The organism is Variovorax paradoxus EPS, from assembly GCF_000184745.1.
Taxonomy (GTDB): domain Bacteria; phylum Pseudomonadota; class Gammaproteobacteria; order Burkholderiales; family Burkholderiaceae_C; genus Variovorax; species Variovorax paradoxus_C.
On the sequence record NC_014931.1, the window covers coordinates 6,097,927 to 6,122,829 of the forward strand.

23 protein-coding genes and 1 pseudogene are annotated in these 24,903 nt (G+C 66.2%); 11 read left to right on the forward strand and 13 right to left on the reverse strand.

What is annotated here, in order from left to right; genetic code table 11:
- Positions 1 to 44: 44 nt before the first annotated feature.
- Positions 45 to 791 (forward strand): SDR family oxidoreductase, encoded by a 747-nt coding sequence (locus tag VARPA_RS28025; RefSeq protein ID WP_013543961.1) that lies wholly within the window; start codon positions 45 to 47, stop codon positions 789 to 791.
- Positions 792 to 796: 5 nt separating this feature from the next.
- The gene (locus tag VARPA_RS28030) at positions 797 to 1,450 is read left to right on the forward strand and encodes a MarC family protein (protein WP_013543962.1); all 654 of its coding nucleotides are present in this window, start codon (positions 797 to 799) and stop codon (positions 1,448 to 1,450) included.
- A 10-nt stretch (positions 1,451 to 1,460) separates the two neighbouring features.
- Here VARPA_RS28030 and VARPA_RS28035 read toward each other — a convergent pair whose 3' ends face one another.
- The 10 genes from VARPA_RS28035 to purT form a co-directional block, all read right to left on the reverse strand.
- The gene (locus VARPA_RS28035; protein ID WP_013543963.1) at positions 1,461 to 1,922 is read right to left on the reverse strand and encodes an EVE domain-containing protein; all 462 of its coding nucleotides are present in this window, start codon (positions 1,920 to 1,922) and stop codon (positions 1,461 to 1,463) included.
- Between the two features lie 85 nt (positions 1,923 to 2,007).
- Positions 2,008 to 3,174: an ABC transporter substrate-binding protein gene (locus VARPA_RS28040; protein WP_013543964.1), complete on the reverse strand. Its 1,167-nt coding sequence runs from the start codon at positions 3,172 to 3,174 to the stop codon at positions 2,008 to 2,010.
- Positions 3,175 to 3,214: 40 nt separating this feature from the next.
- Positions 3,215 to 5,095 (reverse strand): AMP-dependent synthetase/ligase, encoded by a 1,881-nt coding sequence (locus tag VARPA_RS28045; RefSeq protein ID WP_013543965.1) that lies wholly within the window; start codon positions 5,093 to 5,095, stop codon positions 3,215 to 3,217.
- Between the two features lie 66 nt (positions 5,096 to 5,161).
- Positions 5,162 to 5,935: an ABC transporter ATP-binding protein gene (locus VARPA_RS28050; RefSeq protein ID WP_013543966.1), complete on the reverse strand. Its 774-nt coding sequence runs from the start codon at positions 5,933 to 5,935 to the stop codon at positions 5,162 to 5,164.
- A 253-nt stretch (positions 5,936 to 6,188) separates the two neighbouring features.
- Complete coding sequence (locus VARPA_RS28055) at positions 6,189 to 7,016, reverse strand: ABC transporter ATP-binding protein (protein ID WP_013543967.1); 828 nt, start codon at positions 7,014 to 7,016, stop codon at positions 6,189 to 6,191.
- Positions 7,013 to 8,089: a branched-chain amino acid ABC transporter permease gene (locus tag VARPA_RS28060; protein ID WP_013543968.1), complete on the reverse strand. Its 1,077-nt coding sequence runs from the start codon at positions 8,087 to 8,089 to the stop codon at positions 7,013 to 7,015. The genes VARPA_RS28055 and VARPA_RS28060 overlap by 4 nt, the downstream gene beginning before the upstream one ends.
- A gap of 6 nt (positions 8,090 to 8,095) precedes the next feature.
- A complete protein-coding gene (locus tag VARPA_RS28065; RefSeq protein WP_013543969.1) occupies positions 8,096 to 8,971 on the reverse strand; it encodes a branched-chain amino acid ABC transporter permease in 876 nt (291 codons plus the stop codon).
- Positions 8,972 to 8,989: 18 nt separating this feature from the next.
- Positions 8,990 to 9,820: a helix-turn-helix domain-containing protein gene (locus VARPA_RS28070; RefSeq protein ID WP_013543970.1), complete on the reverse strand. Its 831-nt coding sequence runs from the start codon at positions 9,818 to 9,820 to the stop codon at positions 8,990 to 8,992.
- A gap of 135 nt (positions 9,821 to 9,955) precedes the next feature.
- The gene (locus tag VARPA_RS28075; RefSeq protein WP_013543971.1) at positions 9,956 to 10,897 is read right to left on the reverse strand and encodes an alpha/beta hydrolase; all 942 of its coding nucleotides are present in this window, start codon (positions 10,895 to 10,897) and stop codon (positions 9,956 to 9,958) included.
- Positions 10,898 to 11,202: 305 nt separating this feature from the next.
- A complete protein-coding gene (gene purT, locus VARPA_RS28080) occupies positions 11,203 to 12,402 on the reverse strand; it encodes a formate-dependent phosphoribosylglycinamide formyltransferase (protein ID WP_013543972.1) in 1,200 nt (399 codons plus the stop codon).
- Positions 12,403 to 12,590: 188 nt separating this feature from the next.
- Between purT and VARPA_RS28085 the strand changes: the two genes are divergently transcribed.
- The 3 genes and pseudogenes from VARPA_RS28085 to VARPA_RS28095 all read left to right on the forward strand — a co-directional run bounded on the left by VARPA_RS28085 (position 12,591) and on the right by VARPA_RS28095 (position 15,659).
- The gene (locus VARPA_RS28085; RefSeq protein WP_013543973.1) at positions 12,591 to 13,439 is read left to right on the forward strand and encodes a 3-hydroxybutyryl-CoA dehydrogenase; all 849 of its coding nucleotides are present in this window, start codon (positions 12,591 to 12,593) and stop codon (positions 13,437 to 13,439) included.
- Positions 13,440 to 13,473: 34 nt separating this feature from the next.
- Positions 13,474 to 14,289 (forward strand): crotonase/enoyl-CoA hydratase family protein, encoded by an 816-nt coding sequence (locus VARPA_RS28090; protein ID WP_013543974.1) that lies wholly within the window; start codon positions 13,474 to 13,476, stop codon positions 14,287 to 14,289.
- Positions 14,290 to 14,320: 31 nt separating this feature from the next.
- Positions 14,321 to 15,659 (forward strand): annotated as a pseudogene (locus tag VARPA_RS28095) (serine hydrolase domain-containing protein).
- A gap of 15 nt (positions 15,660 to 15,674) precedes the next feature.
- Here the strand turns inward: VARPA_RS28095 and VARPA_RS28100 are convergent.
- On the reverse strand, positions 15,675 to 16,451 hold the full coding sequence (locus tag VARPA_RS28100) for a type III pantothenate kinase (protein ID WP_041943082.1): 777 nt from the start codon (positions 16,449 to 16,451) through the stop codon (positions 15,675 to 15,677).
- Positions 16,452 to 16,585: 134 nt separating this feature from the next.
- Between VARPA_RS28100 and lysM the strand changes: the two genes are divergently transcribed.
- The 3 genes from lysM (at position 16,586) to VARPA_RS30870 (ending at position 18,198) form a co-directional block, all read left to right on the forward strand.
- Entirely contained in the window at positions 16,586 to 17,050 is a 465-nt protein-coding gene (lysM, locus tag VARPA_RS28105) for a peptidoglycan-binding protein LysM (RefSeq protein ID WP_013543976.1), read from the forward strand.
- 130 nt (positions 17,051 to 17,180) lie between these two features.
- On the forward strand, positions 17,181 to 17,810 hold the full coding sequence (locus VARPA_RS28110; protein ID WP_013543977.1) for a nucleotidyltransferase domain-containing protein: 630 nt from the start codon (positions 17,181 to 17,183) through the stop codon (positions 17,808 to 17,810).
- Positions 17,758 to 18,198: a hypothetical protein gene (locus VARPA_RS30870; protein WP_013543978.1), complete on the forward strand. Its 441-nt coding sequence runs from the start codon at positions 17,758 to 17,760 to the stop codon at positions 18,196 to 18,198. Before VARPA_RS28110 ends, VARPA_RS30870 begins: the two co-directional genes overlap by 53 nt.
- 92 nt (positions 18,199 to 18,290) lie before the next feature.
- Here VARPA_RS30870 and VARPA_RS28115 read toward each other — a convergent pair whose 3' ends face one another.
- The gene (locus VARPA_RS28115) at positions 18,291 to 18,701 is read right to left on the reverse strand and encodes a rhodanese-like domain-containing protein (RefSeq protein WP_013543979.1); all 411 of its coding nucleotides are present in this window, start codon (positions 18,699 to 18,701) and stop codon (positions 18,291 to 18,293) included.
- Positions 18,702 to 18,921: 220 nt separating this feature from the next.
- Between VARPA_RS28115 and VARPA_RS28120 the strand changes: the two genes are divergently transcribed.
- The 3 genes from VARPA_RS28120 to VARPA_RS28130 all read left to right on the forward strand — a co-directional run bounded on the left by VARPA_RS28120 (position 18,922) and on the right by VARPA_RS28130 (position 22,751).
- A complete protein-coding gene (locus VARPA_RS28120) occupies positions 18,922 to 20,037 on the forward strand; it encodes a TRAP transporter substrate-binding protein (protein ID WP_013543980.1) in 1,116 nt (371 codons plus the stop codon).
- A gap of 93 nt (positions 20,038 to 20,130) precedes the next feature.
- A complete protein-coding gene (locus tag VARPA_RS28125) occupies positions 20,131 to 20,760 on the forward strand; it encodes a TRAP transporter small permease subunit (protein WP_013543981.1) in 630 nt (209 codons plus the stop codon).
- Positions 20,757 to 22,751, forward strand: coding sequence for a TRAP transporter large permease subunit (locus VARPA_RS28130; RefSeq protein ID WP_013543982.1), 1,995 nt, complete (start codon positions 20,757 to 20,759; stop codon positions 22,749 to 22,751). Before VARPA_RS28125 ends, VARPA_RS28130 begins: the two co-directional genes overlap by 4 nt.
- Before the next feature lie 44 nt (positions 22,752 to 22,795).
- Here the strand turns inward: VARPA_RS28130 and VARPA_RS28135 are convergent, their stop codons facing one another.
- Positions 22,796 to 24,829 (reverse strand): PEP/pyruvate-binding domain-containing protein, encoded by a 2,034-nt coding sequence (locus VARPA_RS28135; RefSeq protein ID WP_013543983.1) that lies wholly within the window; start codon positions 24,827 to 24,829, stop codon positions 22,796 to 22,798.
- Positions 24,830 to 24,903: the final 74 nt, after the last annotated feature.

The window sequence follows — 24,903 nt, forward strand, 5'->3', positions numbered from 1 at the left end:
CGACGGTTTTAACTGACACGCAGTTTCTCTGCAGGAGGTAGGTTTTGAATCCAGTGCTACTCATCACCGGCGGCGGACGGGGCATCGGCGCCGCCACCGCCCTGCTCGCCGCACGGCGCGGCTACGCGGTGGCCGTCAACTACGCCAGCAACTCGCTGGCGGCCGACGAGGTGGTGCGCACCATCCGCGAGGGCGGCGGCACCGCCATCGCCGTGCAGGCCGATGTAGGCAATGAGGCGCAGGTGATCGCGATGTTCGAGAAGGTCGACGCCAAGCTCGGCCGGCTCACCGCGCTGGTCAACAACGCCGGCGTGGTGGACATGCAGGCGCGTGTCGACGAGATGAGCGTGGCGCGGCTGGAACGCATGTTCCGCATCAACGTGATCGGCAGTTTTGTCTGCGCGCGCGAAGCCGTTCGCCGCATGAGCACGAAGCACGGCGGCCAGGGCGGCGCCATCGTCAACATCTCCAGCGGCGCCGCGCGCCTGGGCTCGCCGGGCCAATACGTCGACTACGCCGCCAGCAAGGCCGCCATCGACACGCTCACCATCGGGCTGGCCAAGGAAGTGGGCGACGAGGGCATCCGCGTCAACGCGGTGCGCCCCGGCCTCATCGACACCGAGATCCACGCGTCGGGCGGCATGCCCGACCGCGCCCTCGAACTTGCGCCCACCGTCCCGATGAAGCGCACCGGCAGCCCCGAGGAAATCGCCGGCGCCATCCTGTGGCTGCTGTCCGACGAGGCGAGCTACACCACCATGGCCCTGCTCGACGTGACCGGCGGAAGGTAGCCCCCATGAGCACCTCGATGGACCTCATCAAGCCGCTGGTCACGCTGGTGGCCATCGTCAACCCACTGGCCATCGTGCCCTTCTTCATCCACTACACGCAGGGCTACAGCGACGCGCAGCGCCGACACACGGTGCGCATGTCGGCGTTCAGTGCGTTCGTGGTCATCGCGGTGAGTGCGCTGCTCGGGTTGCAGCTGCTGTCCTTCTTCGGCATTTCGATCGCGAGCTTCCAGGTCGGTGGCGGCCTGCTGCTGCTCATGAGTTCGCTCTCGATGCTGAACGCCAAGCCGGCCGAGAGCAAGACCAACGTCGAGGAACTGCGCGCCACCGAGGTGAAGGCCTCGATGGGCGCCTCCATCGCGGTGGTGCCGCTCACGATTCCGTTGCTGACAGGGCCGGCGACCATCTCCACCGTGGTGATCTATGCCGACAAGGCGCAGCACCTGTGGGAGCTCGCGGTGCTGGTGGGCTACGGCGTGGTGGTGGCGCTGGCCACGGCGCTGGCCTTCTCGCTCGCGCAGCCGATTGCGCGCGTGCTCGGCAAGACGGGCATCAACATCATGACGCGGCTGATGGGCCTGATCCTCGCGGCGCTGGCCGTCGAGGTGATGGCCGACGGGCTCGGCAAGCTGTTCCCGATCCTGTCGAAAGTCTCCTGACCGCGGAGGCTCAGGCCAGCATCTTCTCGATGACCTTCCAGTGCGCCGGCTCCACCGGCGTGATCGACAGCCGGTTGCCCTTGCGCAGGATGATCAGTTCGGCCAGCTCGGGCTTGGCGCGCAACTCGGGCAACGCCAGCAGCCGGGTCTTGCGCATCGCCTGCACGTCGACCAGCAGCCAGCGCGGGTCTTCCTTCTTCGAGGCCGCGTCGTAATACGGCGACTTCGCATCGAACTGCGTCGGATCGGGCTTGATGCCCGAGGCCACGCGCGCGATGCCGGCGATGCCCGGCTCCGGGCAGCTCGAGTGATAGAACAGCACGCCATCGCCGATCTTCATGCCGTCGCGCATGAAGTTGCGCGCCTGGTAGTTGCGAACGCCCGTCCACGCGACAGTGGCATCGGGCGCGGCGAGCGCATCGTCGATCGAGACTTCGTCGGGCTCGGATTTCATCAACCAGTACTGGGGCATGGCGTTCTCGCGAAGGTGTGTTTTCGCGGAATATAGCCGCTTGCCCCGGCACCGGCACCAGCGCCGGCAGTACCGGGGTTGCCGCTTACGGCGTCACGTAGTCAGACACGACGACCCACTTGCCATCCTTGATCTGCGACAGCCGCGATTGCTCGTTGCCGAGGCGCTTGGTGGCGGTGTAACTGCTCTTCGGGCTGCCGAACATGTCGGGCTCGAAGGTGATGCTGTCCATCGCCTTGATGAAGCTGTCGGTCGTGAGGTTCGGGCCCGCCTTGGTCGCCGCCTTGATGAACGAATCGATGATCACGTAGCCGTACACCGAGAACACCGTCGGGTCTTCGTTGAACTTGGTCTTGTACTTGTTGGCCCAGAAGCGCAGGGGTTGCGACTGCTCGTCGGTGTAGGGGTTCTGCACCGTCATCGTGGCGTAGACGCCGTCCATCGCCTTGCCACCCAGCTTGTGGATGAGGTCGGTATACGCCGCGCTCGAACCGAGGAATGTCGGGTTGAAACCCGTCTTGCGCGACTCCCCCACCGTGCCGATGGTCTCGCGAATGATCGTGCCCAGCACCACGAGGTCGCAGTTCGCCGCCTTCATCTTCGCGACCTGCGAGCTGAAGTCGGTGGCGCCGCGCTTGAACGAGGTCTTCTCGGCCAGTTCCATGTTCGCGGCCTTCAGGCCCGCCTCGGCGCCGCGCTGCACCTCGAGCCCGAACTCATCGTCCTGGTAGATCGTGCAGACCTTCTTGGCGCCCTTGTCCTTGATCATCTTGGGCAGTGCCAGGCGGATCTGGTCGTAGTAGGTGGCCGCGAACGAGTACTTCAGCCGGTTCAGCGGCTCGTACATTTCTCGCGCCGCGGTGATCGGCATGTAGTTGACGATGTTCTTGTCGAACTGCACCGGCATCGCCGCCATGTTCTGCGCCGTGCCGATGTGGCCGGCCATGATGAATATCTTTTCCTGGTTCACCAGCTTCTGCGCGGCCAGCACCGCCTTCTTCGGGTCATAGCCCGAGTCCTCGACAAAGAGCTTGAGCTTGCGGCCGTTGACGTTGCCCTGCTCGTTGAGTTCGTCCACGCGCAGCTGCATGCCGTTGCGCGCCTGCTTGCCGAAGCCCGCGAGCGGACCCGACAGGTCCTGGATCGTGCCGATCCGGATCTCGTCCTTGCTCACGCCCTGTTGCTGCTGCGCGGACGCGAGCGTCGCGATAAGGCCCAGCACGGCCAGAGTCGTCACTGTCTTGAGCTTCATTCGGTTGTCTCCTCGGGTTGACACTAAAAACGTTCGCCGATCAGCGGTACATCGCTTCGATGCGGTCTGCGTACTTCGTCTGCACCAGCTTGCGCTTGAGCTTCATCGTCGGCGTGAGCTCCTCGTCCTCGGCGCTCAGCTGCGTCTCGAGCAGGAAGAACTTCTTGATCTGCTCCACGCGCGCGAACTTCGCGTTGACGCGGTCGATCTCGCCCTGGATCAGGTCCAGCACCTCCTGCGCGCGCGTCAGGCTCTCGTAGTTGCTGAACGGCACGTCGTTGTCCTGCGCAAACTTCTCGACGTTCTCCTGATCGATCATCACGATCACCGTCAGGTAGGGTTTCTTGTCGCCGATCACCACCGCGTCGGTGACGTAGGGGCTGAACTTGAGTTCGTTCTCCAGCTCGCTCGGCGTGATGTTCTTTCCACCTGCCGTGATGATGATGTCCTTCATGCGGTCGGTGATGCGGAAATACCCTTCCGCGTCGACCAGCCCGACGTCGCCCGTGTGCAGCCAGCCGTCGGCGTCGATGGTCTCGGCCGTCTTCTCCGGCAGGTTGAGGTAACCCATGAAGACATTGGGGCCGCGCACCAGGATCTCGCCGGTTTCGGGATCGAGCCGCACCTCGTTGTAGCTGGTGGCCGGGCCGATCGAGCCCGGGGCGATGCGCGACGGCGGCACGCCGGTGGAGGCGCCGCACGACTCGGTCATGCCCCACACCTCCAGCATCGGCACGCCGAGCGCGAGGTACCAGCGCACGAGGTCGGGAGAAATCGGCGCCGCGCCGGTCACGAGGAACCGCGCGCGATGGATGCCGATGAGCTTGCGCACGTTGTTGAGCGCAAGCCAGCGCGCGATGCGGAACTTGAAGCGCAGCCCCGCGCCGATCGGCTTGCCCTGCAGCACGCGGTCGGCGATCTGCTGACCCACGCCGATGCTCCATCCGTAGGCAGCCTGCTGCAGGCGGCTCGCCTCCTTCAGCGCGATCATCACGCCCGAATAGAACTTCTCCCACACGCGCGGCACGGCCGTGAACACCGTGGGCGAAATCTCGCGCACGTTCTCGGGCACTGTCTCGGGGTTCTCGACGAAGTTGAGGATCGAGCCGGTGTACATCGCGAAGTATTCGCCGCCCATGCGCTCGGCGATGTGGCACAGCGGCAGGAAGCACATGCGCTCGTCCGTCTCGCCCTGCGCGAGCAGCGTGTTGTAGCCGCGCATGGTGTAGACCAGCCCGCGGTGGCTGTGCATCGCGCCCTTGGGCTTGCCGGTGGTGCCGGAGGTGTAGACGAGGATCGCGAGGTCTTCCGCGCGGCAGGCGGCGATGCGCTGTTCCAACGCTTGCGGGTTCGCCTTCAGGTGCTCGCGGCCAAGGGCGCGCAGCGCGTCGAGGCTGATGACGCCGGGATCGTCGAGGTCGCGCAGGCCTTCCATGTCGAGCACGATGATCTTGCGCAGCAGCGGCAACTGCGCGCGCACTTCGAGCGCCTTGTCCAGCTGCTCATCGTCTTCCACGAAGAGCACGGTGGTGCGCGAGTCTTCGCAGAGATAGTGAACTTGCGAAGCCGCATCGGTCGGGTAGATGCCGTTCGACACGCCGCCGCAACTGAGCACGGCCACATCGCACAGCACCCACTCGATGACGGTGTTGGAGAGGATCGACGCGCACTCGCCATGCCCGAACCCCAGCGCCAGCAGGCCTCCCGCGATCTCGCGCACGGCCTCGGCGGTCTGCCGCCAGGTCCAGGTGCGCCAGATGCCGAATTCCTTCTGACGCATCCAGACCTTGTCGCCGCGCAGTTCGACGGCCTTCCAGAACACAGCGGGAACGGTGTCACCAGGCACGACGACATCGAGCCGGGGCTGAAGATGCGCCAGGTCCCAGAGACCGGCAGGAGCGCGCAGGGCCAGTGTGCTCATTCAACAACCTTCGTGCTTCGCACTGCGGTGCGAGCTTGCTTGGGGCGGCCCGGCGCTGCGCTCATGTCATCTCCAGTTCTTCTTCTTTTTCCAGCGCCGCTCGCCGCGCACGCCGTCGTCCTTCACGCCGAGGTAGAACTCCTTGATGTCTTCCTTCTCGCGGAGGCGCTCGCAGGAGTCCTCCATGACGATGCGGCCGTTCTCCAGCACGTAGCCGTGGTCGGCGGCATTGAGCGCCATGTTGGCGTTCTGCTCGACCAAAAGGATCGTCGTGCCGCGCTCGCGGTTGATGCGCACGACGATCTCGAAGATCTCTTTCGTGAGCTTCGGACTCAGGCCGAGGCTGGGTTCATCGAGCAGGATCAGATGCGGCGCGGCCATGATGGCGCGCGAGATCGCGAGCATCTGCTGCTGACCACCGGAGAGCAGGCCGGCATCCTGCGTGGCGCGCTCGCGCAGGATGGGGAAGTAGGTGTAGACCGTCTCCATGTCCCGCGCCACGCCGTCGCGGTCCTTGCGGGTGTAGGCGCCCATCAGCAGGTTGTCTTTTACCGAGAGCAGCGGGAACACCTCGCGGCCCTCGGGCACGTGGCTCAGGCCCTGTTGCACGATGAAGGCGGGGTCCTTGGCGGTGATGTCCTTGCCCTCGAATTCGATGCTGCCTTTGCGCGGATCGATGATTCCCGAGATGGTCTTCAGGATCGTGGTCTTGCCGGCACCGTTGGAGCCGAGCACCGTGGCGATTTCGCCCTGCTTGACCTTCAGGCTCACCCCGCGAATGGCCTTGATCGGGCCGTAGGCGCTTTCGACGTTGAGCAGTTGCAGAACGACGTCGCTCATGCGTGTGCTCCTGAGGTCGGGCGATCACTACACCCCGGAGCCCGGGGTGCGGTGCGGGGCGGGCGCCCCCTCTGCGCCGCCGAGGAGCACAGGGTTTCGCGGATCAGGGCTCGCAGCTGTTTGAGCGAAGCGAGTTCTGCGAGACCCCGCGAAATGCGAGCACCGCAGGGGAGCCGCGAAGCGGCCGGCGCAGTGGGGGCGACCGCCCCGCACCGCATACCGGGCGCCTCTCCAAAGGTAGCGAACAAGACATTCATGCCGCCACCCTCCTCAAGCTGCTCACGTCATCCACGGTCCCGAGGTAAGCCTCGATCACGTGCGCATCCGCCTGCACCTCGCGCGGCGTCCCGGTGGCCAGCACCTCGCCCTGGTTCATCGCCAGCACGCGGTCCGACACTTTCGAGACCAGCGACATGTCGTGCTCCACCATCAGCACCGACACGCCCAGCTCATGCTGGATGTCTTGAATCCAGAACGCCATGTCCGCGGTCTCTTCGACATTGAGGCCCGACGATGGCTCGTCGAGCAGCAGCAGCTTGGGCTCGGTGCACAGCGCGCGCGCCAGTTCCACCACCTTGCGAACGCCGTAGGGCAGGCCGGCCACCATCGAGTCGCGGTGATGTTGCAGGTCAAGCAACTCGATCACCTGCTCCGCTTTTTCACGCGCGGCGATCTCGGCGCGCCGCGTGGCGGACGTGAAGAACACCTCGCTCCAGACACCCGTCTTCCGGTGCGTGTGGCGACCGATCAACAGGTTGTGCAGCACGGTTGCATGCTCGAAGAGTTCGATGTTCTGGAAGGTGCGCGCGATGCCGAGCGCGGCAATCGAATGCGGCGCCTGCTGCGTCAGCGCGAGCGGGCCCGAGGATTCGCCATGCCACGTGATCTCGCCGGTGGTCGGCGTGTAGATGCGGCTGATCAGGTTGAACACCGTCGTCTTGCCAGCACCGTTCGGTCCGATCAGCGTGAACACCTCGCCGCGCCGCACGTCGAAGCTCACCTTGTTGACCGCGAGCACGCCGCCGAAGCGCACGCTCAGGTCCTTGGCCGAAAGGAGGATGTCGCCGTTGCTCGTCGTCATCTCAGCCGGTCCGATTTGGTGAACGACTTCTGCCGCTTGAAAAGGCCCTTGCGGTAGAACGGGAAGAGTTGCAGGTACGTCCTGATCTTGAGCCAGCGGCCATAGAGCCCGAGCGGCTCGAACAGCACGAACGCGATCAGCACCACGCCGTACACCAGCCCCTGCAGGCCCGGCGCCTGGCCGATCACTGCGGGCAGCCAGTCCTTGCCCATCGAGATCAGCTGCGGCATCGCGATGAGGAAGATCGCGCCGAGGAACGCGCCGTGCACCGAGCCCAGGCCGCCGATCACCACCATCAGCAGCAGGTCGATCGACTGCAGGATGCTGAACTGGTCCGGCGAGATGAAGCTCAGCTTGTGCGCATACAGCGCGCCGCCCAGCCCCGCGAGCGCAGCCGAGATCGCGAACGACATCGTCTTGTAGCGCGCGAGATGGATGCCCATGCTCTGCGCCGAGATTTCCGAATCGCGGATGGCGACGAAGGCGCGGCCCGTCGGCGAGCGCAGCAGGTTCAGGATGCCCAGCGTGCTCAGCACCGCCACCACCAGGCACAAGAAATAGAAGCCATCGCCCGAACCCAGCGACCAGCCGAAGAGCTGCGGCGACTTCACATGCAGCCCGGCGTTGCCGCCCGTGACGCTCTCCCACCGCGCGAACACTTCCTCGACGATGAAGCCGAACGACAGCGTTGCGATGCCGAGATAGATGCCTTTCACGCGCAGTGCCGGCAAGGCGACGACCACGCCGACTGCGGCGGACAACGCCGCAGCGGCGATCAAGGCAATCGGAAACGGCACACCGAGATTCGTCAGCACGCCCTGCGTGTACGCGCCCGCGCCGAGGAACGCCGCGTGTCCGATGGAGAACTGGCCCGTGAAGCCGGCCAGCAGCATCAGCCCCAAGCCGACGATTCCGTAGATCAGCACGAAGGTCAGTTGTGCGAGCCAGTACTCCTCGATCACCCAGGGCGCGGCGATGAGGAACGCGATGAGCAGGCCGTACCAGAACACATGCCCGCCATGACGCGCGAGCCGGATGTCCTGGTCGTAGCTGGTCTTGAAGATGTAGCGCATGAACGTTCAGACTTTCTTGCGCAGCTTTTCGCCGAAGAGACCGTTGGGCTTGATCATGAGCATCAGCAGCACCACGATGTACGGCGCCGTGTCCTTGAAGCCATCGGGCAGGTAGAACCCCGCGAACGATTCGACGATGCCGATCACCAGCCCGCCGACGATCGCACCCGGCAGGCTGCCGAAGCCGCCCACCACTGCCGCCGGAAAAGCCTTGAGCCCGATGAAGCCCATGTTCGCGTGCACGAAGGTGATGGGTGCGAGCAGCATCCCGGCGATGGCCGCGACCGCTGCGGCCAGCCCCCACACCAGCCCGTTGAGCCGCTTCACCGGAATGCCCATGTAGTAGGCCGCGAGCTGGTTCTGCGACGAGGCCTGCATCGCGATGCCCAGCTTGCTGTAGCGGAACATCGCGAACAGCAGCGCGCACAGGATGGCCGTGGCGACGATGATCGCGAGCTGTTCGAGGTTGACCACCAGTTCGCCCAGCTTCCAGATCTGGTCCTTGTAGGGCACGGGCAGCGTGTGGGTCTCGGTGCCGATGCCCGGCACCATGGTGATGAGGCCGCGCGCCACGTACGCGATGCCGATGGTCAGCATCACGATGGAGAACTGCGGCTGCCCGAGGATCGGCCGGATCACCGCCAGCTCCAGCAGCACGCCGAAAGCGGCCATCGCCACCACCGCGAGGATCGCCGCGAGCCAGAACGGCATGCCGAAGATCGACATGCCCGCGAACGCGCCGAAGGCACCGAGCATCATCAGATCGCCTTGCGCGAAGCTCACGGTTTCGGTGGCCTTGTAGATCAGCACGAACCCGAGCGCGATCAGCCCATAGATGCAACCTTGCGCAATGCCCGACAGCAGGAGTTGGAGGATCTGCATGGGGCTCCCGTGTCTCGCCTACTGCCTGAAGCCGCCGGCCGCGTCGTGCAGCGCGAGGCGGCGGGAACCCGCCAGGATGTCGCTGGGTTTCAGGCCGTAGACCTGGCGGATCGAATGGCTGAAGTGCGTCGAATCGGGGTAGCCGGTATCGAGCGCGATGTCGGTCAGCGTGGTGGTCTGGCGCACGTAGCGCAGGAGGCTGCGCGCGCGCTTCCAGGCGCGGAAGGCGCGGAACGCCATGCCGGTTTCCTGCTTGAACAAATGCAGGAAGCGCGAGAACGACAAATGCACCGAGGCCGCGCAGTCTTCGGCCGAGGCGGATGCGGCCGGGTCGGCCACGAGCGCGTCGATGACCTTGCGGATGCGCGCATCGATCGCACGCGGCGCGAGCGCCTCGCCGAAGAAGAGCGCATCGAAATCGAAGCCGTCGAAATCCGTGCCGCGGCCCGACGCGGCCAACAGGTGCGCATGCGCATCGCGCACGCGCTTGACGAACGCCGGCGCATCGACCGGCCCGCAGTGCTGCATGAAGGCGGGCATGCGCGCGGGATCGACCGACTCCGATTCGATCAGCAGATTGAAGATGAGCGGATGCTGGCTCTCGACATGGTGCGGCACCTGCGGCGGCACCACGATGAGTTCGCCCGTCTGCCAGGCGCCGCCACCGATGCGGATGCGGATCGGCGGCACGCCCGCGGGCGACACGTACACGCCGTGCCCGCCCATCGTGCGCTCGGCCGCCGCGCCGAGCAGGCCGGCGTAGAACACGCGCTGCGGCGTGAGCCACATGAGGCGTTCGCCCTGCCGTACGCCGCCGTTTTCCAGGGGCGCATTACTCGCTCGCTGCATGGTGTTTGTCTCCTGCATCGGGTCTGGCCTGCCCTGCGGTGGGCGGCTTCGTGTTGGCTGGATCGTAGCGGCGCAACCCTGTGGCGCGGCATGCATTTGCGCGGGGACTTTCCCTAGTCCGCGCTCGTTTGCCTCTCACCTCATCGCGAACGCGCGATGCAACTCGGTGGCGCAAAGCGCAACGGCGGTGTTGGCCTCGTCGAGCACCTTTCCCATCGTGATGAAGCCGTGGATCTGACGCTCGAAGCACACGTAGTCCGCGCGGTTGCCGGCGGCGGTGAGCGCCTCCGCATACGCGAGTCCCTCGTCGCGCAGCGGGTCGTAGCCGGCGGTGATCACGAGCGCGGGCGGCAGCTTCGACAGGTCGGTGTGCAGCAACGGCGAGGCGCGCCAATCGAGGTCGTGCTTCGCATCGGTGATGTAGTGGTCGTGGAAGTACGTCATCGTCTCGCGGGTCAACAGGTAGCCCTGCCCGTTCGCCTGGTGCGACGGATGGCCGCGGCGCATGTCGGTGGCTGGGTAGATCAGCAGTTGGAAGGCGATCGGCAGGTCGTCTGCATCGCGTGCGGCAATCGCCACCACGGCCGCGAGATTGCCCCCCGCACTGTCGCCGCCCACGGCCATGCGATTCGCATCGAGCCCCAGCGCCGCGGCCTCGCGGCGCACCCAGCGCGTGGCGGCGAGAACATCGTCGACTGCGGCGGGAAAGCGGTGCTCCGGCCCCATGCGGTAGTCGACGGCAACCACTGCGCAGCCCGCACCGTTGGCCAGCTCGCGGCACAGCACGTCGTGCGTGTCGAGATCGCCAATCACCCAACCGCCACCGTGGTAGTACACCAGCACCGGCAGCGGACCGGCGCCCGAGCCCAGCGGCCGGTAGAGCCGCACCGGGATGGTGCCGTGCGGACCCTCGGCCGCGAGGTCGCGCACCTCGGCCACTTCAGCCGGCAGCGGCTGTGTGGCGGCGCGGCGTTCGCGGTAGAAGGCTCGCGCATCGGCGGGCGAGAGCGTGTGGGTCGGCGGAATGCCGCGCGCCTCGATGAAGTCGAGCAAGGCGCGCGCTTGGGGATGCAGCATGGTGTCTCCGGTGATCGAGCTGGCGGGCGCCCAGTGTGGAGCGCATCGCGCATGCGTGGTATCCGCATGCACCCGCCCTTCACCTCGGCCTTCCGGCAAGACCCGCACCATGCCCGCGCCCCTGCGGCACGGTCTTGCGAAAACTGGCTATCGCTGTCTCGGAGGCTGCATCACCCGCAAACGCATGAGACCGGCGCAGCCAAAGGCCAGAGACACCGTGGAACCGGCTTTGCCGGGCCACCGGTGTCGCCCCCGGTAGGGGGTTGGCGAAGCGACACGAAGTGCGCGAAGCCTGGGGGCGAGCCTTATCCGCGGGGCTTCACGCGCGAGGCGGCTTCCTTGGCGAGCTTGCGCGCGGTGTCGGTATCGGCCGCGTGCACCAGCGCCACGCCCATGCGGCGCTTGAGAAAGCTCTCGGGCTTGCCGAACAGGCGGATGTCGCTGCCGGGCACCTGCAGCGCCTCGGCCACGCCGTCGAAGGCGATGCCGGTGGCGTCGACGCCGCCGTAGATCACCGCGCTCGCGCCCGGGCTCTTGAGCGAGGTGTCGACCGGCAGGCCGAGGATGGCGCGCGCATGCAGCTCGAACTCGTTCTGCCATTGGGTGGCCATCGTGACCATGCCGGTGTCGTGCGGACGCGGGCTGACCTCGCTGAACCAGACCTCGTCGCCCTTCACGAACAGCTCGACGCCGAAGAGGCCCTGGCCGCCGAGGTCGGCCGTGACGGCCTGCGCGATCTGCTGCGCCTTCTGCAGCGCGGCCGGCGCCATGGGGTGCGGCTGCCAGCTTTCGACGTAGTCGCCGCTCACCTGCACATGGCCGATGGGGTCGCAGAACTTGGTTTCGACAGCGCCGACCGCGTCTTTCGCGCGCACGGTCAAGAGCGTGATCTCGTAGTCGAAGTCGATGAAGCCCTCGACGATCACGCGGCCATGACTGACACGTCCTCCGGCCATCGCGTAGTCCCAGGCCTTCTGCACGTCGGCGGGGCCGTCGATCTTGCTCTGGCCCTTGCCGGAGCTGCTCATCACGGGCTTGACGATGCAGGGGTAGCCGATGCCCTCGTCGATGGCGGCCTGCAGCTCGGCCAGCGAGTCGCAGAACTTGTAGGGGCTGGTGGGAACGCCCAGCGTCTCGGCGGCCAGGCGGCGGATGCCTTCGCGGTCCATCGTGAGGCGGGCGGCGCGGGCCGTGGGAATGACGCGGACCACGCCCGCGTCTTCGAGCTGCTGCAGCATCGGCGTGGCGATGGCTTCGATCTCGGGCACCACGAGCATGGGTTTCTCGGCCTCGATGAGCGCCTTCAACTGCGCGGGGTCGCTCATGGTGATGGTGCGCGCATGGTGAGCCACCTGCTGGCCCGGCGCGTTCTCGTAGCGGTCGACCGCGATGGTCTCGACGCCGAGGCGCTGCAGGGCGATCAGCACCTCCTTGCCGAGTTCGCCGGAGCCGAGCAGCATCACGCGGGTGGCGGAGGGGGAAAGGGGGGTGCCGAGGGTGGTCATGGTCGAAGTCGAAAAGAGAGAAGAAAAAGCAACCGCCGCACTGTAAGCCACCGGTGGGCGCCCGTGTCGCGTGCGGGAACGGCGGCGCTGCGAGGCTGCTTCACAATCGATGTCCTCTGTCGCGGCGGCGGCCCCGGCGTCCCGCCCGCCCCCCCTTTTCCAGTTTTTGTACTTCAAGGAGTTTTCTCATGACGATCCAGACCGTCGGCATCATCGGCGCCGGAACGATGGGCAATGGCATTGCGCAGGCTTGCGCGGTGTCCGGCGTCAACGTGGTGATGATCGACGTCGCCCAGGCGGCCGTCGACAAGGGCCTCGCCACCATCTCGGGCAGCCTCGACCGGCTCATCAAGAAGGAAAAGCTCACTGCCGAGCAGAAGGCCGCGGCGCTCGCGCTGATCAAGGGCTCGACCAACTACGACGACCTGAAGGGCGCGCAACTCGTCATCGAGGCGGCCACCGAGAATCACGCGCTCAAGCTCAAGATCCTCAAGCAAGTCGACGAGTTGGCGGGCTCCGAGGTGATCGTCGCCTCGAACACCTCGTCGATCTCGATCACGCAACTGGCGGCCGCCACCTCGCGCCCCGACCGCTTCATCGGCATGCACTTCTTCAACCCGGTGCCGATGATGGCGCTGGTGGAGCTGATCCGCGGCTATCTCACGAGCGACGCCACGCACGACGCGGTGAAGGCGCTGGCCGAGAAGCTGGGCAAGTCGCCGATCACGGTGAAGAACGCGCCGGGCTTCGTGGTCAACCGCATCCTGGTGCCGATGATCAACGAGGCTTTCTTCGTGCTGTCCGAAGGCATCGCGACGGCCGAGGACATCGACGCCGGCATGAAGCTGGGCTGCAACCAGCCCATCGGTCCGCTGGCACTGGCCGACATGATCGGCCTCGATGTGTGCCTGGCCGTGATGGAGGTGTACCTCGAGCAGTTCGGCGACTCCAAGTACCGTCCGTGCCCGCTGCTCAAGGAAATGGTCGCTGCCGGCCAACTGGGCCGCAAGACCGGGCGCGGCGTCTACACCTACTGAGCCACAGAACAAAAACAACTCGGAGACAAAACCAATGACCGCCACGCCCACCACGCCACCCGCCGAAGGCTGCATCGACACCCAGGTGCTCGGCCACGTACTGCTGATCGGCATCAACCGCCCGGCCAAGCGCAACGGCTGGACGCCGCCGATGTTCAAGCAGCTCGCCGAGGCCTACACGCGCCTGGACGACGACCCGGACCTGCGCGTCGGCGTCCTGCATGCCTTCGGCGACCACTTCACGGCGGGCCTGGACCTGCCCGCGGTCACCGAGTACATGAAGCGCGGCGAGAAGGCGATTCCCGCCGGCCTGGTGGAGCCGCACGACTTCGGCCTGCCCGACTATCGCCGCCGCACCAAGCCGATGGTGGTGGCCGTGAAGGGCATCTGCTTCACGGTCGGCATCGAACTGATGCTGGGCGCGGACATCGTGGTGGCCGCCGACAACTGCCGCTTCTCCCAGATGGAAGTGCAGCGCGGCATCATGGCCACGGGCGGTGCCACGCTGCGCATGGCCGAACGCGCGGGCGTGGGCAATGCGATGCTGCACCTGCTCACGGCCGACGAGTTCGACAGCGCCGAGGCCTATCGCCTCAACTTCGTGCAGAAGGTGGTGCCGGCCGGGCAGGAGCTCGATGCGGCGCTGGCCATTGCACAGCGCATCGCGGCACAAGCGCCGCTCGCGGTGGTGGCCACGCGGCTCAACGTGATCAAGGCCGTCGAACACGGGCCGCTCGCGGCGGTGTCGGAATTCATCGAGACGCAGAAGCGCCTGTCGAACAGCGAGGACGCGGCCGAAGGCGTGCGCTCCTTCGTCGAGCGGCGTCCCGCGCGCTTCAGCGGTCGTTGATGACGATGAATTCATCGGAGCCTTGAAGCCCATGCCCTTCTTCCAACGCGCGGCGCTCGCCGTCGCCTTCACCCTGCTCGCCGTGAACACTTCCAACGCCCAGACGCCCGTACCCGCCGCGCTGCCCGATCCCACGGCGACCTCGGTCGATGCGCTCGGCTGGATGAAGGGCTTTCCGCCGCCGCCCGACAAGCAGATCACCTTCGACAACCCCGCCGGCGGCGTGTTTCCGCGCACGCGCTGGAGCTTCTCGCATGTGCGCGAGACGGTGCCCACGACCAACGTGTGGCGCGGCAGCGGTGCGGCGAGTCCGCTGCCTTCCGCGCCGCGCAACGATATCGAAGCGGTCACGTTCAAGCCTCTTGGAAGTGCAGGCAGCGAAGAGACGGTGACCTTCGCGCAGATGATCCCGCGCACCTACACCGACGGCATCCTGGTGATGCACCGCGGCAAGGTGGTCTACGAGAAGTACTTCGGCGCGCTCACGCCCGAGCGTCCGCACATCGCGATGTCGGTGACCAAGTCTTTTGTCGGCACGCTCGCAGCGATCCTCGCGGACGAGGGCAAGCTCGATCCGTCGGCGCCCGTCACCAAATACCTGCCCGAGCTCAAGGACACGGCCTATGGCGACGCGACGGTGCGCCAGGTGATGGACATGACCATCGGCGTGCATTACTCGGAGAACTACGCCGACCCGAAGGCCGAAATCTGGGACTACGCGCGCGCCGGCGGCATGCTGACGCAAGGGCCGAACTACACGGGTCCCAAGTCGTTCTACGAATTCCTCGCAACGCTCAAGAAGGAAGGCGCGCACGACGCCGCCTTCGCCTACAAGACGGTGAACGCCGAGGTGCTCGCGTGGATCCTGCGGCGCGCGAGCAACCAGTCGCTGGCCGACCTCTTGAGCGAGAAGATCTGGCGCCGCATCGGCGCCGAGCAGGACGCGTACTTCATGGTCGACCGCATCGGCACCGAGTCGGGCGGCGGCGGCTTGAACACCGTCCTGCGCGACATCGCGCGCTTCGGCGAGACGATGCGCAACGGCGGCCGTGCGCCCAATGGGCAGCAGGTGATTCCGAAGGCCGTGGTCGATTGACATCCAGCGCGGCGGCGATCCCGCCAAGTTCGCGAAGGCCGGCTATGCGCTGCTGCCGGGCTGGTCGTATCGCAACATGTGGTGGGTTTCGCACAACCCGCACGGCGCGTACATGGCGCGCGGCATTCACGGCCAGAGCATCTACATCGATCCGAAGGCGGAGATGGTGATCGTGCGCTACGCCGCGCATCCGGTGGCGGCGAGCGCGGGGAACGATCCGCTCACGCTGCCGGCGTTCCAGGCGGTGGCCAAGGCGTTGATGGCGCGTCCCTGACGATTCTTCTTCAGTTCAGGCGGCGGCGCGTTCGCGGGCAATGACGAGCAGGCCGTCCATGATGAGGCTCTCGACCAGCTCGAAATGCCCGTTCATGACGGGCGCCATCTTCCAGCCCGCACCACCGGTCATGAAGCAGGCCGGCTCCTCGCCGCAATGCGAGCGCACGTGCTGCACCATGCGCTCGACCGCGCCCGCGATGGCGTAGGTGCCGCCGCTGGTGAGCGCATCGCTGGTGTTGGTGGGAAATTCGCGCACCTCGCCGGTCGGCACATGCAGGCCCGCGGTGCCCGATTCGAGCGCGCGCAGCATGATGCCGTGGCCCGGCAGGATCAATCCGCCGAGGAACTTGCCGCTGGCATCGATCGCCTCCACCGTGACGGCCGTGCCGATCAGCACCACCACCATCGGCCGCGCCGGCCCTTGCGCGAGCATGCGGTGGCGCGCACCGATCATCGCCACGAAGCGGTCGGCGCCCAGGCGCGTGGGATGGTCGTAGCCGTTGACGATGCCGGCCTCGCCGGCGCTCGACACCACCCAGCGCGGCGTGCAGTCGAAGCGCTCGACGATCTGCTCTTCGGCGCGGCGCCGCAAGGTGTCGCCGGCCACCACGCAGCCGAGCATGGAGCCGGGTGCGGGCAGGTCGGCCCAGGGGCCGTCGGCCAATCGTTCGATGTGGTCCAGGAATTCCGCGCCCGAGGCCTGCAACGCGGCGCCCGGATGCGCCCCGTCGTAGAGCGCCCATTTCAGGCGGGTGTTGCCGATGTCGATTGCGAGGAAGGGGGATGCCATGCGCGGGATTATTGCGACTTTGTTGTTATTCATGCTGGCACGTCGCCGACACACGCGGCATGGGACTACGCCCGGCCTCGGCGCTCCACCGCTACATTCGCAAATTCCATCCACCACGGCACAAGGAGAACACCATGGGATTGCTCAGTTTCATCAAGGAAGCCGGTGAAAAACTGTTCGGAGGATCGTCGGCCCAGGCGGCCACGCCCGACGCGAACACGGCGGCCGCAGCCGCCATCAAGACCTACATCGAGACACAGAACCTCGGCCTCACCGGGCTCGAAGTGACCTACGCCGCGAGCAGCGGCGTCGTCACCCTCGCGGGCCAGGCGCCCTCGCAGGAAGCCAGCGAGAAAGCCTCGCTCGCCGCGGGCAACGTGGCCAACGTCACGAGCGTGGAGAACAACCTTGTCGCCCCCGCCGCGCCGCCCGCGCAGTACCACGACGTGGTGAAGGGCGACACGCTTTCGGCCATCTCGAAGAAGTACTACGGCGACGCCAACAAGTACAACGCGATCTTCGAGGCGAACAAGCCGATGCTGTCGCATCCGGACAAGATCTATCCGGGGCAGAAGCTGCGGATTCCAGCGCTGAACTGATCTTTCAAGGCTCCCATGAGAAAAAGGCTCACGGCATGCCGTGGGCCTTTTGCTTTTGACAGGCCAGCGCAAAGCAATCGATGCCGAAGGCCTTGTCGAATGTCGCCTTATTGGCAACAATCGTCGCCTAATGAGCAACGACTCTTCCTTGATGGACCTGCTATTCCCCGCGGCGCGGCAACGCACGCTGGCGGTGTTATTGCTGCAGCCGCAGTCGGCCTTCCATCTGCGGGAGCTTGCACGCCTGACCGACAGCCATGCGGGCACGCTGGCGCGAGAGGTGGACAAGCTGGCGCGCACCGGCCTGCTGCTGCGCAGCGAACAAGGCAATCAGGTGCGCTACAACGCCAACACGAGCCATCCGCTGTTCGATGACCTGGCTGCAATGTTTCGCAAGACGCATGGCGTGGTGCCTGCCGTGCGCGAAGTGCTCGCGCCGCTGGATGCGCAGATCCGGTTGGCACTCGTGTTCGGCTCGGTAGCGCGCGGCACACCCTCGCCGGGCAGCGATGTGGATCTGCTGGTGCTGGGAAGCGTGGATTTCATGACGCTGGCACAAGCGGTGTTTCCTCTGCACGCGACGCTCGGCCGCGAGGTGAACACGGTGCTCTACACGCCCGAAGAATTTGCAGAACGCGCGCGCAGCGGCGATGCGTTCGCGCGCGACATACTGGCCAAACCAAAATTGCTTGTGAAGGGAGGAGCCGATGAGCTTGCAGAACTTGCTGGCGATCGGGCGGCTGCAGGCCCATCAGCCTGACGCCGCGGGCATTGCCAAACTGCTTCAGGCGGCGCGGCGAAATCTGGCCGACGCGCATGTTGCACAGGTCAGCACCGACAACCGATTCGATGCGGCCTACAAATGCATCATGCAATGCGCGATGCTGGGTTTGTGGGCCAACGGCTACCGCACATCCACCAGCCAGCCAGGTCACCACCAGACCGCCATCCAGAGCCTGGGCCTGACGATGGGCGTGGCACACAGCCGGACATCATCGTGCTCGATGCATTGCGTCGGCAACGCAATGCGAGCGACTATGAAGGTGACCCGGTTTCCACCGCCACGCTGCAGGCCTGCATCGAACAAGCCGCGCAATTGCTGGCCGGTTCCGAAAACTGGCTTCGTGCCAATCGCCCCGATCTCCTGACCTCGTCATAGAGAAACGCGTTCTCTTCTACAAGCGGCTTGTTCATCGCTGGACTTCGGCCGCGAAAGCGACATCGTGGACCTGACGCGGATTCAGTTCTGCTTCCAGGGCAGCCCGCGCTTGCGCCACCCGCCGATCTGCCCGCGATGGCCGCTTTCATCCGGATTCCCCTCGAAGCCTTCGAGGATGTTGTAAGCCTCCAGCCCCAATTCGGTGGCGCGCTTCGCGGCCGCAATGGAGCGCACGCCGCTGCGGCACAGCAGCACCAGCTTCTTGCCGCCTTCGCCGGCAGCGCGCACGCCCTCGTCGAACGCCGGGTTCAACGCCATGCCCGGCCATTGCTTCCACGCCAACGGCACGGCGCCGGGCACGTAGCCGACCCATTCGCGCTCGGCATCGGTGCGCACGTCGACCAGCACGGCTTCGCCGCTGGCCTGCCATTGCGCCGCCTGCTCGGGCGTCACGTCGCCGGCATAGCCTTTTTCACCAACGGGTTCAGTCATCTCTTTGCTTCCTTCCATTTCATTAGGGTTACCTCGCGGGCCGCCGCATCTTTACCTTGCCTGGGACCGGCCGGATGGTGGAATTTTTCACCAGTTCGTGAAAACCCTGTTTGTCGCGTTTTCGCGCGCGCCAAAGATCGGGCCTGGGCCTGTCAAACATAACTCCAAGAGCGGGCAGGATTTTTTCGGTCAGTTCAGAACTTGTATGGAGAGAGACAACATGACAGAGAGCAAGTCACCCCGCCGCCGCAACCTTCTGAAAGGTGCCGCCGTGGCCGCGGGCGCCATGTCGGCGCCGATGGTCAGCATGGCGCAGACCACGTCGCTGCGCTTCCAGAGCACCTGGCCCGCAAAGGACATCTTCCATGAGTACGCGCAGGACTACGCCAAGAAGGTGAACGACATGGCGGGCAGCCGCCTGAAGATCGAAGTGCTGCCGGCCGGCTCGGTCGTGCCCGCATTCCAGCTGCTCGACGCAGTGGCCAAGGGCACGCTGGACGGCGGCCACGGCGTGGTCGCGTACTGGTACGGCAAGAACTCGGCGCTGGCACTGTGGGGCTCGGGTCCGGGCTACGGCATGGACGCCAACATGGTGCTGGCCTGGCACACCTACGGCGGCGGCAAGGCGCTGATGGAGGAGATCTACAAGAGCCTGAACCTCGACGTGGCCTCCTACCTGTACGGCCCGATGCCGACGCAGCCGCTGGGCTGGTTCAAGAAGCCGGTGGCCAAGGCCGAGGACATGAAGGGCCTGAAGTTCCGCACCGTCGGCCTCGCCGTGGACGTGTTCACCGACATGGGCGCGGCCGTGAACCCGCTGCCCGGCGGCGAGATCGTGCCCGCGCTGGACCGCGGCCTGATCGATGCGGCCGAGTTCAACAACGCCTCCAGCGACAGGGTGCTGGGCTTTCCCGACGTGGCGAAGAACTGCATGCTGCAGAGCTTCCACCAGAGCGGCGAGCAGTTCGAGGTGCTCTGGAACGGCCCCAAGCTGCGCGCGCTGCCGGCCGAGCTCAAGGCGGTGATCGAGTACGCCACGCAGGCCGCGAGCGCCGACATGAGCTGGAAGGCGATCGACCGCAACTCCAAGGACTACGAGGAGTTGAAGAAGAGCGGCATCAAGTTCTACAAGACGCCCGATTCGGTGCTGCGCGCGCAGCTCGCCTCGTGGGACAAGACCATCGCCAAGAAGTCGGCCGAGAACGCGCTCTTCAAGAAGGTGCTCGATTCGCAGCGCGCCTTCGCCGAGCGCGCGGGCCAGTGGCAGAACGACTATTCGGTCGATTTCAAGATGGCCTACAACCACTACTTCGGACGGCAGGCCAAGAAGTCCTGATGCGCTTCCTGTGACGCGAGGGCACCCGCGGGGTGCCCTCTTTTCATGCCTGCACGCAAGCCGCGCCCGGAGCGCGGCGAGGAGCTCGTTCCGATGCAATCTTTCCTGTTGGCGGTCGACCGGTTCTCCACTTGGATCGGCAAGACCTTCGCCTGGTGCGCCCTGCTGCTCACGCTCCTGATCAGCTGGGAGGTGTTCTCGCGCTACGTGCTGAACCATCCGCATGCGTGGGTGCTCGACGCGCAGATCATGCTGTACGGCGCCATGTTCATGACCGCCGGGGCGTACACGCTTTCCAAGAACGGCCACGTGCGCGGCGACGTGCTCTACGGTTTCTTCCGGCCGCGCACGCAGGCGCTGGTCGACCTGGTGCTCTACATCGTCTTCTTCCTGCCCGGCATCGTCGCGCTGACCTGGGCCGGATGGATCTACGCCGGCGAATCGCTCGCGATCCGGGAGCAGACCTTCTCGGCCGAGCCGCTGCCGCTGTATCCGTTCAAGTTCATCATTCCGCTCGCGGGCTTCACGCTGCTCCTGCAGGGCATCGTGGAGATCATCCGCTGCGTGCAGTGCATCCGCGACGGCGCCTGGCCCTCGCGCGAGCAGGACGTCGAGGAAGTCGACGTCGAGAAGCTCAAGGAAATGGTGCACGTGAAGGACGCCGACATCGCCGCGCTCGACCGCGTGGTCGTCGCCAACGAGGCACGGGAGGGCTCGCGATGAAGATCCGCCGCGAACTCTGGTTCGGCCTCACCTTCATGGCGCTGATCGTGATCGGCGCCGCCACCGTGCTGCTGAGCGCCGAGACCATCACCAACGGCCACCTGGGCCTTTTGATGCTGTCGCTGGTGGTGGTGGCGATCATGCTGGGCTTTCCCACCGCCTTCACGCTGATGGGCATGGGCATGCTCTTCACCTTCATGGCCTACGACCGCGACTGGCACCGCACGCTCGACCTGATGGTGCAGTCGGCCTACAAGACGATGGCCAACGACGTGCTGATCGCGGTGCCGCTCTTCGTCTTCATGGGCTACCTGGTGGAGCGGGCGAACCTGATCGAGTCGCTCTTCAAGAGCCTGCACCTGGCGCTCGCGCGGCTGCCGGGCGCGCTGGCCGTGGCCACGCTCGTTACCTGCACGATCTTCGCCACGGCCACCGGCATCGTGGGCGCGGTCGTCACGCTGATGGGGCTGCTCGCGCTGCCCGCGATGCTGCGCGGCGGCTACAGCGTGCCGCTCGCGGCGGGCGCGATCACCGCGGGCGGGTGCCTGGGCATCCTGATTCCGCCCTCGGTGCTGCTGATCGTGTACGGCGCGACGGCCGGCGTGTCGGTGGTGCAGCTCTATGCGGGCGCGTTCTTTCCGGGCGTGATGCTGGCGGGCCTGTACATCCTGTACGTGATCCTGATCGCGAAGCTCAAGCCCCAGTGGGCGCCGCCGCTGTCGGCGGCCGATCGCGTGGTGCCGCTGCCGCCGATGTCGCAGCGGCTGGCCGAAAGCCCCACGGCGCACGCGCTGGTCGGACTGCTCAAGGGCCGGCGCAATGCAGAGGTGCCGTTCTCGCACGTGCTGCGTCAACTGACCATCGTGGCGTTGCCGGCCATCGTGTTCGCGCTGCTGGCCGGCTTCAGCTACCGCGCGGTGACCACCGTCGAGGCCGAGGCGCGCTACGACATCGAGGAGATCGGCGCCGCACGCGGAAGCAGCAGCAGTGGCGCGAGTTCGGGCGGCCTCGCGGAACCGCCGGCCGAAGGCGGGCTCCAGGAGCCGCCGTCGGAAGGCGGATTGCAGGAACCGCCAAGCGACGGTGGCTTGCAGGAGCCGCCGAGCGGCGAGGCTGCATCGCCGCCGCCCGCGGCATCGGATGCGTCCACGCTCGCCCCGCCACCCGGCGCGCAGCCATCGGCGGCCACTTCAGTTGCGCCCGCGGCGGCTGCAGCAGCCGAAGCACCGACCTACCGCGCCGCCCCCACCTGGTGGATCGCAACCTTCGCGGTATTCGGCGCGATCACCGCGCTCTTCTACCTGTTCCTGAGCTTCGCGCGGCTCGAGATCTTCAAGATGCTGCTGGCGTCGTTCTTCCCGCTGATGCTGCTGATCCTCTCGGTGCTCGGCTCGATCGTGCTGGGCCTGGCCACGCCGACCGAGGCCGCGGCCATGGGCGCGCTCGGCGGCATGCTGCTGGCCGCCGCCTACCGCCGGCTCAACCTCGCGGTGCTGAAGGAATCGGTCTTCCTCACGGCCAAGACCTCGGCCATGGTGTGCTGGCTCTTCGTGGGCTCGGCCATCTTCTCGGCGGCGTTCGCGCTGCTGGGCGGGCAGGCGCTGGTGGAAGAGTGGGTGCTCAGCATGAACCTCACGAAGGTGCAGTTCCTCGTGCTGAGCCAGGTGATCATCTTCTTGCTGGGCTGGCCGCTGGAGTGGACCGAGATCATCGTGATCTTCATGCCCATCTTCATTCCGCTGCTGGACAACTTCGGGGTCGATCCGCTGTTCTTCGGGCTCTTGGTGGCGATGAACCTGCAGACCGCGTTCCTCTCGCCGCCGGTGGCGATGGCGGCGTTCTACCTGAAGGGGGTGAGTCCACCGCACGTGACGCTCAACCAGATCTTCCTGGGCATGCTGCCGTTCATGGGCATCCAGGTGCTGGCGATCGTGCTGCTGTACATCTGGCCGCAGATCGGGTTGTGGCTGCCGCAGCTGCTGTACAAGTAGCCGTCAGCGGCGCTGAGAGAGAGCGCGGGAATGCGCGTCTCTTCTCAGCGCCGCCTCTCCACATACGGCCGCGCCTGCAGCAGCACGATCCTGTCGCCCACCGTTGCCCATTCGATGTCCTGATCGACCGCATTGAACGTGCGCTTCACGGCCGCGCCCACATTGGCAAGCCGCACGACGAGCTCATCGGTCAGCACGTTGCGCCCCTGCTCCACCGGCACTTCCTTCACGCCACCGTCCTTGTCGAGCTGCAGCGCCGTCTCTTCGGCCGAGCGGCTCAGCACCTGGATCGCCTTCGACCAGCTCGAATACATCACCTGCTCCGCCACGCGCTGCCCCTCGACCACGCGGATGCCGATGCCGCGCTTGGCCGAGATATAGGTGACGTGCGGGTGACCCGCGTCGAACGGGTCGCGGGTGATCATCACGCCGGCATTGGTCGAGTCGATGGCGGTCTGCACGAACACACCCATCAGCACCGATTCGGCGCCGAAGCCCGCGGCGCTGCGCGCCTCCCAGGCCTCGGGGTTGAACACCGAGGCCCAGACCTTCTTGACCGCGAGCTCGAGCGTGTCGCCGGTCTTTACGTTGGGCACCGTGGTGTAGAGCCCCGCGCCGCTGAAGCCCGGCAGGTCTTCGGAGTTGGACGAGCTGCGCACGAACACACCGACACCGCCCAATTGCGACTGCCATGCGGCGCGCCACGACGCCGCGGTGGCGGCATCGACGGGCCACTTCACGATCTCGTCGCGCAGTTGGGCGAGCGCTTTCTGCCGCTGCTGCGGATCGCTCGCGAAGCCGGGTTGTTGCTGCATGCGCGCAATGCGATCGGCCAGGCCATTTGTTCGCATGAAGCGGTCGTAGTGCGCGAACGGAATGCAGAACCCATCGGGCACGGTCGTCGATGGAATGCGCGCGGCCAGCGCCGCGCCGAGGTTCGCGGCCTTGGAGCCGCACTGCGCGCTGTTGCGCGCACGCAGTGAGGCGAGCGGCAGCAGGCGGGTTTCGCGCAGGTCGGGCTTCACGGCCCTGTCGCTGCCGGGCACCGCGCCTGTGGCCGCGGTGCGCACGGAACGCGGCGGAAGCGCGGCAATTTCTTCCGCCGTGAGACGGCGCAACTGATAGCCCGAGGCCGCGACCTTGAGCGCGACCCATTGGCCCGCATGCTCGCGCAGCACGGTGGCCGCATCGCGCACATAGGCATTCGGAATGCCCCAGCCCTTGGCCAGCAGGTTGACATGCGAGAGCGCGGTCGATGGCCGCTCGGTGAGCACGCCTGCGACCGGCGGCAGATTGATCGGCACCTGGCGCAGCACGGCGATGTCGTCGGGCAACAGCGCATTCAGGCCCGATGCGTCGTTCACGATGCGCACGCGTCCCGTCGCGGTGCCGAGGTTCATCGGCATGTAGGGCTGCTCGCGGATCAGCGCTTCCTGGCTCACGAAATCGATGCCCGCCTCCTTGGCCACACGCTCATGCAACGTGGAGTTGGTCTTGAACTTCACGGGCGCGAAGAAGCTGGCCTTCACCTGTGCGTCGGCCTGCTTGAGCAGCGGCGCGGTGAGCCGGTCGCCTTCCCAGAACTCGTAGGTGAAGGTGCCGATGTTCTGTTGCCAACTCAGCGTGCCGAACAGGAAGCGGCGATCTGGCACGAGGTAGTTGCGGTCGATCTCGCGCTTGCCCGCGCGCGGGGAGAGGCCGGTGTCGCGCACGAAACGCACATGCAGCTGGTAGCGCGGAGTGTCGATGTAGTGGGTGCGCACCGGCTTGGCCTGGCGGTCGATGACGAACAGCACATGGGCCAGTTGCATCGGCGTGCCGGGGTCGTAGACGCGTGCGAGCGCGTCGAAGTCGCCCTGGCTGTGCAATGCCGGCGACGATGCGGCCACTGCGGGGCGCGGCACGGGTTGTGCCGTCGGCCCTTCAGGCTGCGGCTCGATCTGACGCCGATAGAAGGAAGGCTTGGCCGCAAGTTGCGCATCGGCCGGCAAGGGTGCGATGGCCGCCGCGCTCAACGCCAGTGCCGATAGCCAGGCTGGCGCCTTGCGCGCGCGATGTGGGGTGCTGTTGTTCTTCATGGAGTGTCCCTCTCGTTGCAGTGCGAATTCTCGCTCGCGTTCCGGCAGGGCTGCACTGCGCCAAGTCCCGCCTG